We start from the raw sequence: 15,268 nt of genomic DNA on the forward strand, positions 1-15,268 counted from the left end.
GGCGTATATGTATCAATTAGATGACGACTCCTATTTATTCCCTCCCGTGTCTGAAGCCATGCGGGAGCCCAATGGTTTATTAGCGATTGGCGGAGATCTTTCATCAAAAAGGCTGCAAGCCGCTTATTATGATGGTATCTTTCCTTGGTTTAATCCTGGAGAGATGCCTTTATGGTGGTCTCCGGACCCTAGAGCAGTACTCATGGTTGGTGAGCTTCATATTAGCCGGTCAATGAAAAAAGTATTAAAAAAGCAGACTTATCGCATTACCGTTAACCATGCATTCAAGCAAGTTATTGAAGCTTGTTCTGTACGCCAAGAAGGCACATGGATTTTACCCGAAGTTCAAGCTGGGTATTTGGCATTACACCAAGCAGGAATGGCTCATTCCATTGAAGCTTGGTATGGCGATAAACTCGTTGGAGGCCTGTATGGTGTGAACATGGGGCACCTATTTTGTGGGGAATCTATGTTCAGTAGAATGAATGATGCATCCAAATTTGCTTTTATTACGTTCTATTTTCATTTTTTGCGCTATAATGGGCAACTTTTTGATTGTCAGGTACTTAACCACCATACCGCCTCAATGGGCGCAAAAGAGATATCCCGTAGGGATTTTTTACATATTCTTTATCGGTGGCGTGACAAAGCGATTGACCCCGCCTGCTGGATACCGCAATCGATTGAAATACCGCCAATTTTCGATTAATGAATTTTGGTTTTACATTAATTTTATTCCTTCACTTAAAAATAAAGATCGCGTTAAAATGCGACACTTCTTTACTTAGTGCGGGTTTTTGGGCATTATCTTGCCCGTTAAAAATCACGGTTATTAAACTTAGAGGATTAGATGGCCAAAGAAGACAATATTGAAATGCAGGGCACAGTTTTAGATACCCTGCCAAACACAATGTTCCGTGTTGAACTGGAAAACGGTCACGTGGTGACTGCTCATATTTCTGGAAAAATGCGTAAAAACTATATCCGCATCCTGACAGGCGACAAGGTAACTGTAGAGTTAACACCTTATGACCTGAGCAAAGGCCGAATCATTTTCCGTAGCCGTTGATATTCGCTTCAGGCAAGGCCTGACAACCACAGGTGCATTGATACACCTGTGGTCTATTCGTCAGAATACCGCATCCTCCGGAGAGGCCTTGTGCACGCTACTGAAGCTGTATGTCAGTGTGTTACTTTTTTCATCAAGCCCGATACTTACAGAGCCACCATTCGTTAGTGAACCAAATAGCAACTCGTTTGCTAATGGTTTTTTCAGGTTATCCTGAATGGTGCGAGCCATAGGTCGGGCACCCATCGCTTTATCATAACCTTTTTCACATAACCAACGGCGAGCCGCCGCGCTAACTTCAATTGATACGCCTTTCTCATCAAGTTGAACTTGTAATTCCACAATGAACTTATCAACAACTTGCGTAATAATTTCCGGAGTTAATGAGTTAAACCAAATGATACCATCAAGGCGGTTGCGAAACTCTGGTGAGAATGCCTTTTTGATTTCTGACATCGCATCAGTACTATTATCTTGCTCAGCAAAACCAATAGAACGACGCTGAGTTTCTTGTACCCCTGCGTTGGTTGTCATTACCACAACAACATTTCGAAAATCTGCTTTACGGCCGTTGTTATCCGTTAAAGTACCGTGGTCCATTACCTGTAAGAGGATATTAAACACATCAGGATGGGCTTTTTCGATTTCATCTAACAGCACCACTGAGTGAGGATGTTTAATAACTGCATCAGTCAGTAAACCGCCTTGATCAAAGCCGACATAGCCAGGAGGAGCCCCAATTAAACGACTAACAGTATGACGCTCCATATACTCGGACATATCAAAACGTAATAATTTAATATCCAGCGCTTTGGCTAACTGAACAGTGACCTCCGTTTTACCCACCCCCGTCGGACCTGCAAACAAGAAAGAACCCACCGGTTTATTTTCTAACCCTAAACCTGCCCGATTCATTTTAATTGCCTCAGACAACGAATCTATCGCTTTGTCTTGCCCAAACACTAACATTTTCAAACGAGAGTCGAGTGTCTTGAGTTTGTCTTTATCACTTGAAGAAACGGTTTTTTCAGGAATGCGGGCGATACGCGCCACAACAGTTTCAATTTCGGGTACACCAATGGTTTTTTTACGCTTACTTGGTGCAACCAATCGCGTTCGGGCACCAGCTTCATCGATCACATCAATGGCTTTATCAGGCAAATGTCTATCAGTGATATATTTAATAGATAAATCCACCGCGGCTTGAATTGCCTTTGCGGTATACCGAACATCATGATGCGCTTCATATTTAGGCTTTAACCCATTGATGATGCGAATTGTTTCTTCTGGAGTTGGTTCCACAATATCAATTTTCTGGAAACGACGCGCCAATGCTCTGTCTTTCTCAAAAATACTGCCAAATTCTTGATATGTTGTAGAACCAATAACACGAATTCGGCCACTGGATAGCAACGGTTTAATTAAATTTGCCGCGTCAACTTGTCCACCAGAGGCCGCCCCTGCACCGATGATAGTGTGTATTTCATCGATAAATAAAATACTCTTCGGATCTTTTTCCAGCATTTTTAATAATGCTTTGAAGCGTTTCTCAAAGTCACCACGGTATTTAGTTCCCGCCAGTAATGAGCCAATATCTAATGAATAAATTGTGCAGCCTTTCATTACGTCAGGAACATCATCTTGCTCAATACGCCATGCTAGCCCTTCCGCAATCGCGGTTTTACCGACACCTGACTCGCCAACTAATAGTGGGTTATTTTTACGACGGCGACACAGTACTTGAATGGTACGCTCTAATTCAGCCTGACGTCCAACTAGAGGGTCGATATTCCCTTTCTTGGCCTGCTGGTTCAAGTTGGTCGTAAAGTTGTCCATATGGTCTTCTGGGACCGGCTGCTCTTCATTTTGCATGCTATTAGAGGGGATATCTTGTTCTGATGGCGACTCTTCGCCTTTTATCGTGCCATGGGATATATAATTAACCACATCTAAACGGCTAACATCATGTTTACGTAATAAGTACGCAGCTTGGGATTCTTGCTCACTAAAAATTGCGACTAATACATTTGCGCCGCTAACTTCGTTACGCCCAGATGATTGCACATGAAAAACGGCGCGCTGTAATACACGCTGAAAACTCAACGTAGGCTGGGTGTCTCTGCTATCATTTTCGGGTAACAAAGGTGTCGTTTGCGCGATGAAGTGTTCAAGTTCTTGACGTAATGCAACAAGATCAACCTTACAAGCATCTAAAGCTTCGCGAGCAGAGATATTACTCAGTAGCGCTAGCAATAGGTGCTCTACAGTCATAAACTCATGGCGGCTGTCTTTCGCTTTCGTAAAAGCTACGTTTAAACTAAGCTCCAGTTCTTGATTGAGCATAAGCACCTCCCAAAATTGATATTAAGCCAAATTAGACTTTCTCTATAGTGCAAAGCAAAGGGTACTCATGTTCACGAGCAAAAGTATTGACTTGTGACGCTTTTGTTTCAGCAACCTCTGCAGTAAAAATTCCACAAACTCCCTTTCCTTGAATATGGACATCTAACATTATCTGTGTAGCGCGTTCTTCATCAAAAGAAAAGTATTTTTGTAACACTTCGACAACAAAATCCATCGGAGTGTAATCGTCATTATTTAATAGCACCTTATACATCGAAGGTGGCTGTAAGGTTTGTTCTATTTCATCTTTAAAAATGACATCAGTTTTAAATGTGCCCAGAAAATCACTCATTACTTTCTTGCTCAGTGTTTAACTTCAATTTAAGCATAGTCTTTATTATCAACGATTTCTATCAATCATATTGATAACACCACAAAACTATACCATTTCGTAACCATGCTGTTTTTGTTTATATTGCTTCAAGTCACAGTGTACCATGGGAATCACCTTTGCTTCCATGGTTAGCAATCTGTGAGCCACATCAAATATTATAGAAAATGAGCGCTATTGATTAGCGAATTCTTAACACTTTCCACTAATTCCTGTACCTCGCCTCTTGACCTTAGAAGGCAATTTATTACAGTATATTTTACGAACAAATAACATCGTACTTATACTTATTTTGTGTGTTTTTTATACATTACTTTAAACGCAAATATTGGTAAATCTGAAGGATGAAATATGGAGACGGGTATCGTTAAGTGGTTCAATAACGCAAAAGGCTTTGGTTTTATTTGCCCGGCTGATGGCGGAGAAGATATTTTTGCTCATTATTCCTGTATTCAAATGGACGGTTACAGGACACTAAAAGCTGGCCAGAAAGTTCAATTTAGTGTGACTATTGGCCCAAAAGGTAATCATGCAGACCTCATTGTTCCTATTAACACTGAGGATGTCCCAGACAACATTACCGAATTAAATCAATAGCTCAGCAATAGAGCACAGTTAATTATTTTAGTAATACTGACAACACTAATAATTAACTGTGACTATTTATCAATTAATCACTTCTTTACTGCACCATTGCCCGCGGTTTGCAGGTGCGACATATCACCATATAGTGACGTTAATAAATCATACTGTTCAACATCATAAAACGCACATTGCTTTCCTGTGAATGCTTTAGCCACTTCTATCATAAATTTCACTGTCGCTGCAATGTCAACCTCATGGCTAGCCCCTGTAGAACAACCAGGCACCACCGTTTCTGAGCAGATAGCGACGCCAACCACAGGCGCAGATGTAGATACTGCAGGTTGTAATATACTGTTGATATGATGCAGGCCATTACCATATGGCGTGATATCTTGAATTGACAACGGGAATGTCACCGCTTTTTGGCCACTGCTCCACTCCATCAAACGGATTAAATCCTCTGATACAGGTAAAATATAGCCATTTTTTACCGTTGGAGACAGCGCATACCCTTTATGATTGAGTAAACGATTTCCCTTTGTGGTATCTACAGACAAAATAGCATCCGCTTCAGGGATAGCTTCATGTTGATTCATCGTGGCATCTTCAAGGGGGGAGTCCATGAAATCAACAGGTGTATGCGGACGTGTTGGCGCATTGGGGCAAATATGTGTCGTGATCACGACATCGCCGAGTAGCCGATCGCCCTTTTCATGCATTTGTGCCAGTTTAAGCGCTGCTGCAAGTGCGGCAATCGCACCGTCTGCATCAGAGACAACACCAATTCGAGAAGGCCTAGCACCAATTCCGCCTAACCGCCCGATGATCCCCAGCGTTGGCGCATCTTTATGGTGTGATTTACCTTGTGTTCCTGGAATAAGAATACGAACAAAATCGCTTTGCCCTTTGTTATCCTTAACCGTTTTAGACATGACTTCAATGTGTGGGAAATCTTGGAACAATGCAACAATGTCTTCACCTTTAACACTAGCGCAATCGATTAGCTCATATAGGCAAAGAGTTTGTTTTAGACTCATTGTACTTCCTTTAATTTTTTTTATGGGAGTGAAGAGCTACTTTGAGGTTAACTTGCATAAAATAGCGAGTTAACCTCATTTCGCTCTAGATGGAGCCTCACGTAATTGAGGTTCCACTTTTCCTGATGAAGGCGTATTCACGCACTTAAAATACTAACAATATAAATATTTATAATTTACTGATTACTTCTACTACCTACTTCTTACTACTGATTGCTTTTATGACACGAAATAAGTTCATGACTTATTTATGCTTTTTTGCAACCAATATGGGTCACCCACCATACAACCAAGATAAGCGGCTTTATGGCAAAGACTCTTGGATAACAGCGCCATAACCTCATCATTCATTTGCGTCGCAGGCAAACTTAAACACAAGGCATATAACGTATTTTGCGCTGGGTCGAACACCGTGCTAGATATGGAAGCGACTCCAGCAACGGATTCATCCATCGAAAATTCCCAGCCGCGCTCAGCCACTAAATCCAAACGCTCAACTAATTTACCGCGCTCTTCTTTGGGTTCACGGTCAATAATTTTTGACCGCTCATTTAGCGGTAACCTTGCTAATAATGCACGCCCCGTTGACGTTCCCAGTATAGGTAAACGTGTCCCCGGTTGAGTAATCACTTGCAACATGCTATTGCCAAAGCGTGCATGAACGACACGAACCATATCATCGTCAAGTGCTGACACATAACTGGTAAAACCGCTATCTTTCGCAAGTTCATCAAGCGCTTCAAGCATCATATCGATTAACGGATTCATTCCCCTAGCTCGATGCGCTAATTCCATAATCAGCAAACCTGGCCGATATATCGGTGCATTGTTTTTCTTTTCTAGCAACCCAAGCTCTGCCATTTGCTTTAAAAGGCGGGAAGCCGAGCTTTTAGGCATACCTAATTCATTAACCAACGTTGTCACAGTCAGCTCATTTCCAGAACGCAGGAACAGTTGGTAAACGTCAACAACGCTAGATAAAATACTCATGACCCTAAACCTTGGGTTAATACACTGTAGCTTTGTGGCTTTCTATCTCTCAGATAAGGCACTTTTAAGCGGGTATGGGCTTGGTTTAAAAAATCAACCTCACCAATTAATAGCGCCTCACCTTCACAGCTGGCTTCACAAAGTACTTGGCCGCGAGGACCTAAAACCTTACTACCACCAAATAAATGCAAATCTTCTTCATGACCCCAACGGTTCACTGCAAGTAAGTGAGTTCCATTTTCTAATGCACGACATGCACTGTTAATATCCCAAACATCTCGGTCTTGAACACACCAAGCTGAAGGAGCTAATAACAATTCGGCACCTTGTAATGTTAAAATTCGTGCGACTTCGGGAAAGCCCATGTCATAACAAATCATGATACCGATTTTACCAATCGGTGTTTCAAACACAGGGAAACTATCACCGCGTCCAAACCACTGTTTTTCTAGCCCAAAAGCATGAACTTTACGAAAAACACCACTGATCCCCTCACATCCAGGGTTCCAAACACCGACAGAGTTATATATATCGCCTAAATATTCACCGCGCTCAACAAAACCGCTCACAATAGTGATATTTAGACGAGTAGCAAGCTCGCTAAATAGCGTATAAGTTTCACTTCCGATAGAATCACTTAAATCCCACAACTTAGTGGTCAGTAAGTCGCCACGGTAACCTGTTGTCGCCAGTTCAGGAAAACAGATCAATTTTGCTCCTGAATCCGCGGCTTGTTGGCACAACTGTGCCATTCGTTGCAAGTTATTGGTTTTATTGCCTAGTTCTGAATCAAACTGAGCCAGAGCAACTTTAACTTTTGTACCTGACATTGTTTAATCCTTAATCTAAATGAGAGACTTTGCGAAAGTGTACCGTTTCAACACCTTTCGCTTTCGCCTGCCAGCGCATGCCTATCCAATAGGCTACTGCACCAGTAATCAAAGAGTTAAGCGCAGGGATACCATAGTCAGCGTGCAATGGACCTAATTCCGAAGTTCCCCATCCAACAGCTACGGCAATCACCCACACAACTAAGGTAACAGGGTTATATGCTTCACAGCTTGGTGGTAATATGCCTTGCTCTCGAGTGATATCTAATTCTTTGCGATCACGCTTCAATAAATAATAGTCAACAACCATAATCCCTGCGACAGGCGGGATGGCTATTCCTAAGTAAATTAAGAAACCAATAAAGTTATCTAAGATCCCTAACATTGAAGCAATTGTGCCGAAGATACCAATCACCCACGTTAAATAGCGGCGGTCAAAGCGCTTATTGAAGATGGCATTTAGCAGTGTTGAAAAACCTAAAGATGACGAATACAGATTGATGTCATTCATTTTTATTGTCGAGAAGATAACAATCGATGCACCTAATAGGCCAGTCAGTGCCATCATTAAATCAAATACTTGGCTTGTACGTAATGATAATGCCATTAGTACCGCTATCATATTGACCAGTAGCTCACCAAAAAATGTGCCGATGAGAGTCATCCAAAACACATCTTTAGGCCCTTTCATAAAGCGGCTGATATCGGGTGTTGTTACTGCTGCAATAATAAAACCACCAGCAACCATTGTGATGGCCGCAGGCATAGTCATTAATGGCCCGGCGGGTTCAGTGTCATTGATAAGTGTACCAATATCTTGACCTGATAATAAATTATATGTCGCCCAGCCTAACGCGAATAAAAATAGCGGCGTTGAGATATTGGCAGTAATAGATAAAAATCGATACCCATATACTGTTATAACCGTCACCGCAATACCTGTAATAAGTGACCAAGTCCCTGGTGTTAGCACATTAGTCGCTTTATACATTCCATCCGCAAAGAAACCATTTTGGACGCCAAACCAGCCCATTAAGGAGATAGCAATCGCGCCACCAATGAGAGCTGAGCCTAACTTACCAAAACCCGCCCACCGAGACAGTAGGCTGATCGACATTCCTTCACGGCACGCAGCCGCTCCAAGCCCCCAGCTGACAACCTGTAAAATTACAGAGCCAAGCATTGTTGCCCAAAACGCCTGCCAAAAAGTTAACCCATACCCAAGAGCTGCACCTAACATCACTTGTGAAACACAAGCTAGCGCACCAATTCGTAGAATTAACACTTCATAGAACGGTCTACGAGCACTTTGGGGTACTCGAGCCAAAGAATAATCTTCACCTGCTTTATTCGCCATATCGCACCTGCTGTGTGGTTGTCTTTGCTTAGTTTTTACTGGCTTTATTATAAGTTCCATTATATGGAACTAGGTTTCATTTATTCTACAAGGCAAATGATAGCCATGATCGATACCAATTCGCAAGCAGAATTTATCTTTTCAGATAGTTTTTTATTATGAAATATTTTGAGAAACGAGGGAATATATAGATTGAAAAAAATATTATCAGGAAATGAAGGAGTTAAAAATAACGCATTTAATTAGCAGAATTTATTTGAGGAACTCGGTTCCAATAAATGAGACTATTCTTGAGCAGATATCTCTTTCACGTTAGCATTTAATGCCTTCTATATATCTTCTGCACCAAACCCTGTGATGCAGAAGATACACAGTAATTATTTAGGTTATAAATGATTAGGTTATAAATGACTAAGCTATAAACTATTCCCTCGCTAATGCGTCAATTGGGTTTAAGCGAGCCGCATTTCGCGCAGGTAAAAAGCCAAAAATAATACCAATGGCTGTTGAACAAACAAAGGCACTGATTAACGCCACAGGATCAAAAGAAAAAGTCCAGCCCGGTAGCGCCATTTGAGCCAATAAACTAATTCCATACGATAAGCCGATTCCCATCAGGCCGCCCATTAAACATACCAGTACGGCTTCGATGAGAAATTGCTGCATCACATCGCTGGTTCTAGCCCCTACCGCCATACGAATACCAATTTCTCGTGTCCTTTCTGTCACAGAAACCAGCATAATATTCATCACACCAATACCCCCGACTACTAATGAAATGACAGCCACTAGTGTGAGGAATAACTGCATAGTTTGGGTTGTTTTCTCCGCCGTTTTAATAAAGGTATCTAGGTTATAGGTAAAAATATCTTTCTTACCATGACGCAATGTCAATAAGCGGATTAGTTGCTGCTCCGCTGTTTTAGCATCATAGCCCTCTTTAACCCGCACAGTGATACTGTCGTAGTATGGCCGGTTAAGCACTTTACTATTTACCGTGGTGTCTGGTAACCAAATGGATAATGACTTATTCGAACCAAAAGCCGATTTTTTTTCTTCAAGTACACCGATGACCGTTGCTGGCATATTACCAATAAGTAAAGTTTCGCCAATAACATGCTCTTGCTTAGGAAAAAAGCGGCGCTTGGTGTTAGCATCAATGACCACCACTTGAGCTCGTCTGTCCGCCATATCTTGAGTAAACCCCATTCCTTCTGAGAACTTCCAAGCATAAACATTAAAATAATCACGCCCAACACCTGAAAGTTGAGCTGATGCATCTAAATTGCCTTTCCTTAACCGAGTTGAGCTGTTCAACTCTCCAGAGACAGCGTGGACATAAGGCTGCTTAGCAATCGCGTCAATATCCAAAGATTTTAATGATTGCCTATTTTCTGCATCGTCACTCCCGAAATCTTTCCCGGGATAGATAGAAATGGTATTGGTTCCGATCGATTTAATATCATTGAGTACCATGCCCTGCGCCGCATCGCCAATCACCATAATTGAAACCACAGAGGCAATACCAATAATAATCCCAAGCATCGTTAGCAGCGTGCGCATTTTATTGACAACCATGGCACGCCAAGCCATCAGTAATGCCTCACTAAATCGGCCATACATTTGATTTAATGTGAGTTTCCTTGCGGGGGCTTTTGGTAATGAATTTGCACGTATCGAGGCTTTACTCCCCGAATCTTTCAAAATTTCGCCATCTTTAATTTCTACGATACGTTCCGCTTGCTGAGCAATTTCGGGATCATGAGTAACAATAATCACTGTATGCCCTTGGGCACAAAGGCCTTTTAAAATACTCATGACCTCTTCCCCCGAATGGCTATCCAGCGCTCCTGTTGGCTCATCCGCAAGAATTATCTGCCCGCCATTCATTAGGGCGCGAGCAATACTCACGCGCTGTTGTTGCCCGCCAGACAACTGACTTGGACGATATTCAATTCGCTCTCCAAGCCCTAAACGCTGTAATAGTTGGGCGGCTCGTTCACGACGTTGGTTTTTACCCGCTCCTGCATATACCGCAGGTACCTCAACATTTTGCTCCGCACTCAAATGGCTTAATAAATGGTAGCGTTGAAAAATAAAACCGAAATGTTCTCGACGCAATTCTGCCAATTGGTCGTTATCTAATGTTGCAACACTTTGGCCATCAATACAGTAATTCCCTTCTGTTGGTTTATCTAAGCACCCAATAATATTCATGAGTGTGGATTTACCTGAACCAGAAGCACCTATAATCGCTACCATCTCACCTGCATTAATTTGCAGTGAGACATTTTTTAAGACCGTAACTTGGTTTTCACCTTCCCCATAGCGGCGAGTGATCCCTTGAAGATCAATTAACGCAGCCATAGTTAGTATTCCGCCTCGTTGTGCCCAATGACCACTTTGTCACCTTCATTTAGGCCTTTGGTAATTTCCACATACACATCGTTTCGACCACCAATTTCAACTTGTTTTTTCTCGACTTTATTGCCTTGCAGAATATCCACTTCATAGGTTTGTGGTGAAATTTCATTACCTAATGCAGATAGTGGTAGCAATAGCACATTCTTACGTGAATCTAATTCAATCGTGACCTGAGCGGTCATTTGTAATTTCAACAAATGTTGCGGGTTAGGCACCTCAAAACGCGCATAATAGAAAATGGCATCATTAATTTTTTCAGGAGTTGGCAAAATATCCTTTAATTGCCCAGCAAATTTTTTATCTGGAGCCCCTAGAACAGTGAAAGAAGCATCTTGACCGGGTTCCAAATAAATTACGTCGGCTTCAGAAACTTCGGCTTTCACTAGCATCGTATCCAAATCCGCAAGCGTTAAAATTGTTGGTGCTTCTTGGGCAGCAATAACCGTCTGTCCCTGTAGTGTTTTAATAAAGGTGACAATACCATCCATTGGTGCCGTAATTTGCGTATATTTTAGATTTGTTTTTGCCGAATCTAGAGTGGCTTGGTTACGCTTAATTTGAGCTTGATAAGTGGCGACTTGCGCTTTTTTTACTTCCACATCGGTTTTAGCTTTATCAAGTTCTTGTTGAGAAACTGCTTGCTGTTTTGCTAGGCTTAAATGACGCTGATAAGTCACTTGGGCAAGACGCAGCTCGGCTTGAGCTAATGATAAATTGGCTTCGAGCTCACGTGTTGTTGCCTCAGACTCAATAACATCATTTTGAGCTTTTTTCGGGTCAATAACCGCTAATAAGTCACCTTTTTTAACATAATCACCCTCTTTGACATACAGCGTTTGCAGCTGCCCACTCACCTGAGCGCCCACATCGACTTTACGTACGGCATCAAGTTTCCCCGTTGCCAGTACTTGTTTATCTAAATTGCCTCGAGTGACATCTACGGTTTGAAAAACCTCGGCTTCCTCACGATTAAAAAGAAACCCAGCGGTGATTAGGGCAACAATAATGATTGCCAAATAAATCGGCCACTTTTTCTTAGGCTTTGCCTTCATGTTTACTTGCTTCCTATGAACAAAAAGAGGGCTTTGCCCTCTAAGATCGCTGACAACGTGTAAAAAGGAGGTTCCAATTAGTTGTCAGCTAAAAACTAATGATCAAATTATATATCACTTAAGTTATCAATTGATTCAACATGTGATAAACCTGAAAGAACCATTTCTTAATAATCAATCAACAACAAGTAATATTTCTCGATATCACGATTAATTTGCTTTCCCCCTTGCCAACCATGCCACGCGAGAAAACATACTTTTCAATTGCAGCGGAATGCTGTCTGGCCCTAATTCTGCGGCTCTATTTACAGTAGCTAGCGCTAAATCTGGTTTCGATGTACGAGAAATCGCCTTAATAATTACACGTCTGGTTGAAACCTTCGCATTATCTGGAATATCCGCAATTTCATGATAAAGGCTTCTAAACCCTTCACGATATAGGAAATGTTCCATATCTGGTGCGGGGAGCATCGTTAACCTATCTCTATCTGAAGAGTTAATTTTGTTGGCATAATGAGTCGCTGTTGCTGCATACTTGCGCCCCGCCTCATCACCATCGGTTAAAACATGCCATTCAATACCCATTTTATTGGCAAACTTCAGCAATGGTTTCAAACCACTTTGTGCAAATGCAATAACTTTTATTCCTTCAGTTTCAAAGTAATAGTTACACTGGCGCGAAAATTCATTCATCAACCAAATTTCCGTTTCCCCTTCCACTAATAACCAGCAGCGAGCAAACAGCGCTGATGGACGATTAAAGCGAATATGGAAAGAAATTTTACGTAATTCTTCAGCACTTAAATCATTTTCACTCAATCGATAAGCTGAAACTTTATTGGTATTGCGCACCAAACGACACAAATCTTCCAGAGGTGCTAATGAAAGCAACTCCCCTGAGTTCGTCGTGGTAATCCGCTGTAGAGAAAATAGGCTAAATAACCCCCATGCGATGGAGAGCATAATCGGGTGTAAGCGCGTTTCTGGATCTTCAACGATAATCAATGGCCGTGCATGTTTATCTAACTGAATATTACCTTTTGATTGTAATAACGAAGAAAACATTCCTAAGATAATTAATCGAATATTGCGTTGGTTTGGTTTTGCGATTAAACGGCTAATATTATCAAGTGCTTTCCACCCGCGCTTGCGCGGTTCTATATTGACAATTGAGTTATCCAGTTTTATAAGATGTGCGCTCTGCCCTGAAAAATAATGACTGAGCAGCTGTTGCATTGCATCAATACCATCACCAAGGTCCTCATCACTTAAACATTCAGGATTATTAACCAATGCATGAGTTAATTCTTTAATGCGGACGTTGAACAAATCACGTAAATCTTTTTGGCCTGTAACAATAGTTTCAGTGTTAAGTGTATGCAAAAAGCGGGCATCTCGCAGGCGAATAACCGGATACAATCTAATAATTTCTTTAATGTATTTACCTACATTATCCAAAGAAAGTTTATTACCACCTGAGTTCAAAAAGTTTTTATCTACAACAATCGTGTCATCATCTCTCAGCTCTGCACTAACACGATAGAAAATATGTTTAAGGCCATCTCCGTTATCGACCCAAACAGAGTTAAGATTATGAAAACGATATGATTGATGACGTCCTTTTCGGCGTTCACAAAATTTTAGAACAATCTGTAATGAGCGGTAACGCGATTCATCGTTCCCTGCTGGGTGATGAAAGTCATGAAGGCTGAATTGGTAATCTGTATGCTCAGGGGAAAGAAGAAGGTCAAGTGCGTCCAGTAAACTTGATTTTCCCCAAGAATTCTCACCGACTAAAACCGTACTATTATTCAGTTCTAAAGAAAGCCGGTTAATTCCTCTAAATCCGTATATTTCCACACGTTCCAGGTACATATTACTCTCCTTGGAAGATTTTTAATTCACCCTCAATATTATTAGTTTTCATTACATACCGGGTGATTCCGTCAATGAAACAGACTAAAAGACACTATTTAGAGCTTACCGATTAAGCGCCTTTATTACTATAAATATGTAAGCAAAATAAAAATACTTATAACAAAACAGCGAACTGTGTTGAGCATCTAATTACAGTGTTATAAAATAGTAAAACTTTCATTTTTAGTGTTTTTGACCTATTTTTCTTTCTTTAGCCAATAAAAAAATTTTATAACAATAAGTTCTTTTAGCACAGGGCGCTAAATCAGGTTTATGCTTCGATAACCTAAATAAAAAAGATAAGCATAACCCTTTGTTTACATTAACCTAGTCGATGGGATAACCTCTAAGGAAACGGCCATGTATTCAGGACTCTTAATTATTCTTCTACCGTTAACACTCGGTTATCTTATTCCAATTAAAAATAAACGTATTCTCCATCGAGTTCATCAATCCCTGAATTCAATGGTATATGTTATTTTATTTTTAATGGGAATTACCCTCGCACTGCTTGAAAACTTAAGCGTTCACTTATTTTCTATTTTAATTTATGCAGTTACCTTTTTTGGTTGCATATTTTCATTGAATGTAATCTCATTGTTATTGCTCGATAGATTTGATCCATGGAGAATTCCGCAACATAAACAAGAAAAGCCACCTTCACGAATCAAAATGGTTCTCGAATCCTTACAGTTATGCGGCGTGCTACTGCTCGGATTTGCCGTTGGCTTGACGCATTTTGACTTTCTACACTATGCCGATAGAGGTAGCCAAGTGGCGTTAATGCTATTGCTATTACTTGTCGGTATCCAGCTACGCAATAGTGGCATGAGCATCAAGCAAATTTTAATCAACCGCCGTGGTACCACCATCGCGTTTGTCATGGCAATCAGTGCGTTAGCTGGTGGCGCGTTAGCTGCATTTTTACTCGATCTTCCGGTGAAAATGGGGCTAGCGCTGGCTTCTGGCTTTGGCTGGTACTCATTAACAGGCATCGTACTTACCGATGCATATGGCCCAGTCATGGGAAGTGCGGCTTTTTTCAATGACTTAGCAAGGGAACTTGCTGCCATCATGCTCATTCCTATTATTATCAACCGTTACCGCTCAACGGCTCTTGGCATTTGCGGTTCAACATCAATGGATTTTACATTACCTGTTTTACAACGCAGCGGTGGAGTTTCAATTGTCCCTGCCGCCATAGTTCACGGCTTCGTACTTAGTCTAATTACGCCAATTCTTATGGCCTTCTTTACATAGGTAAAATTTCAGT

13 protein-coding genes are annotated in these 15,268 nt (G+C 41.3%); 4 read left to right on the forward strand and 9 right to left on the reverse strand.

Annotation, left to right across the window (positions count from 1 at the left end):
* Positions 1 to 7 precede the first annotated feature (7 nt).
* Together aat and infA are read left to right on the forward strand one after the other, a co-directional pair.
* On the forward strand, positions 8 to 709 hold the full coding sequence (aat, locus tag PR725_RS17270) for a leucyl/phenylalanyl-tRNA--protein transferase (protein ID WP_004256353.1): 702 nt from the start codon (positions 8 to 10) through the stop codon (positions 707 to 709).
* Between the two features lie 141 nt (positions 710 to 850).
* Positions 851 to 1,069, forward strand: coding sequence for a translation initiation factor IF-1 (gene infA / locus PR725_RS17275; protein ID WP_004244560.1), 219 nt, complete (start codon positions 851 to 853; stop codon positions 1,067 to 1,069).
* A gap of 60 nt (positions 1,070 to 1,129) precedes the next feature.
* Here the strand turns inward: infA and clpA are convergent, their stop codons facing one another.
* Positions 1,130 to 3,412, reverse strand: a complete 2,283-nt coding sequence (gene clpA, locus PR725_RS17280; RefSeq protein ID WP_109911024.1) for an ATP-dependent Clp protease ATP-binding subunit ClpA — start codon at positions 3,410 to 3,412, stop codon at positions 1,130 to 1,132.
* Positions 3,413 to 3,443: 31 nt separating this feature from the next.
* The gene (gene clpS, locus PR725_RS17285) at positions 3,444 to 3,764 is read right to left on the reverse strand and encodes an ATP-dependent Clp protease adapter ClpS (RefSeq protein ID WP_004909410.1); all 321 of its coding nucleotides are present in this window, start codon (positions 3,762 to 3,764) and stop codon (positions 3,444 to 3,446) included.
* A 390-nt stretch (positions 3,765 to 4,154) separates the two neighbouring features.
* Here clpS and cspD point away from each other — a divergent pair, with 390 nt between their 5' ends.
* The gene (gene cspD / locus PR725_RS17290) at positions 4,155 to 4,400 is read left to right on the forward strand and encodes a cold shock domain-containing protein CspD (RefSeq protein ID WP_004909408.1); all 246 of its coding nucleotides are present in this window, start codon (positions 4,155 to 4,157) and stop codon (positions 4,398 to 4,400) included.
* 77 nt (positions 4,401 to 4,477) lie between these two features.
* Here cspD and PR725_RS17295 read toward each other — a convergent pair whose 3' ends face one another.
* From PR725_RS17295 to PR725_RS17325, 7 genes are all read right to left on the reverse strand, one after another.
* Positions 4,478 to 5,425, reverse strand: a complete 948-nt coding sequence (locus PR725_RS17295; RefSeq protein WP_004909405.1) for a DUF1177 domain-containing protein — start codon at positions 5,423 to 5,425, stop codon at positions 4,478 to 4,480.
* Positions 5,426 to 5,662: 237 nt separating this feature from the next.
* Positions 5,663 to 6,415, reverse strand: a complete 753-nt coding sequence (locus tag PR725_RS17300; protein WP_109911022.1) for an IclR family transcriptional regulator — start codon at positions 6,413 to 6,415, stop codon at positions 5,663 to 5,665.
* Positions 6,412 to 7,245: a nitrilase-related carbon-nitrogen hydrolase gene (locus PR725_RS17305; protein WP_109911021.1), complete on the reverse strand. Its 834-nt coding sequence runs from the start codon at positions 7,243 to 7,245 to the stop codon at positions 6,412 to 6,414. The genes PR725_RS17300 and PR725_RS17305 overlap by 4 nt, the downstream gene beginning before the upstream one ends.
* A gap of 10 nt (positions 7,246 to 7,255) precedes the next feature.
* Positions 7,256 to 8,602 (reverse strand): purine-cytosine permease family protein, encoded by a 1,347-nt coding sequence (locus tag PR725_RS17310; protein WP_004909397.1) that lies wholly within the window; start codon positions 8,600 to 8,602, stop codon positions 7,256 to 7,258.
* Positions 8,603 to 9,025: 423 nt separating this feature from the next.
* Entirely contained in the window at positions 9,026 to 10,969 is a 1,944-nt protein-coding gene (gene macB / locus PR725_RS17315; RefSeq protein WP_109911020.1) for a macrolide ABC transporter ATP-binding protein/permease MacB, read from the reverse strand.
* A 2-nt stretch (positions 10,970 to 10,971) separates the two neighbouring features.
* Complete coding sequence (gene macA, locus PR725_RS17320) at positions 10,972 to 12,078, reverse strand: macrolide transporter subunit MacA (RefSeq protein ID WP_109911019.1); 1,107 nt, start codon at positions 12,076 to 12,078, stop codon at positions 10,972 to 10,974.
* A gap of 210 nt (positions 12,079 to 12,288) precedes the next feature.
* Positions 12,289 to 13,953 (reverse strand): ATP-dependent nuclease, encoded by a 1,665-nt coding sequence (locus PR725_RS17325; RefSeq protein ID WP_109911018.1) that lies wholly within the window; start codon positions 13,951 to 13,953, stop codon positions 12,289 to 12,291.
* Positions 13,954 to 14,355: 402 nt separating this feature from the next.
* On the opposite strand from PR725_RS17325, the gene PR725_RS17330 reads away from it, so the two are divergent.
* On the forward strand, positions 14,356 to 15,255 hold the full coding sequence (locus PR725_RS17330) for a lysine exporter LysO family protein (protein ID WP_117162158.1): 900 nt from the start codon (positions 14,356 to 14,358) through the stop codon (positions 15,253 to 15,255).
* The last annotated feature ends 13 nt before the right edge of the window (positions 15,256 to 15,268 follow it).

The sequence above is a fragment of the Providencia sp. PROV255 genome (assembly GCF_028478065.1).
GTDB classification, from domain to species: Bacteria; Pseudomonadota; Gammaproteobacteria; order Enterobacterales; family Enterobacteriaceae; genus Providencia; species Providencia rettgeri.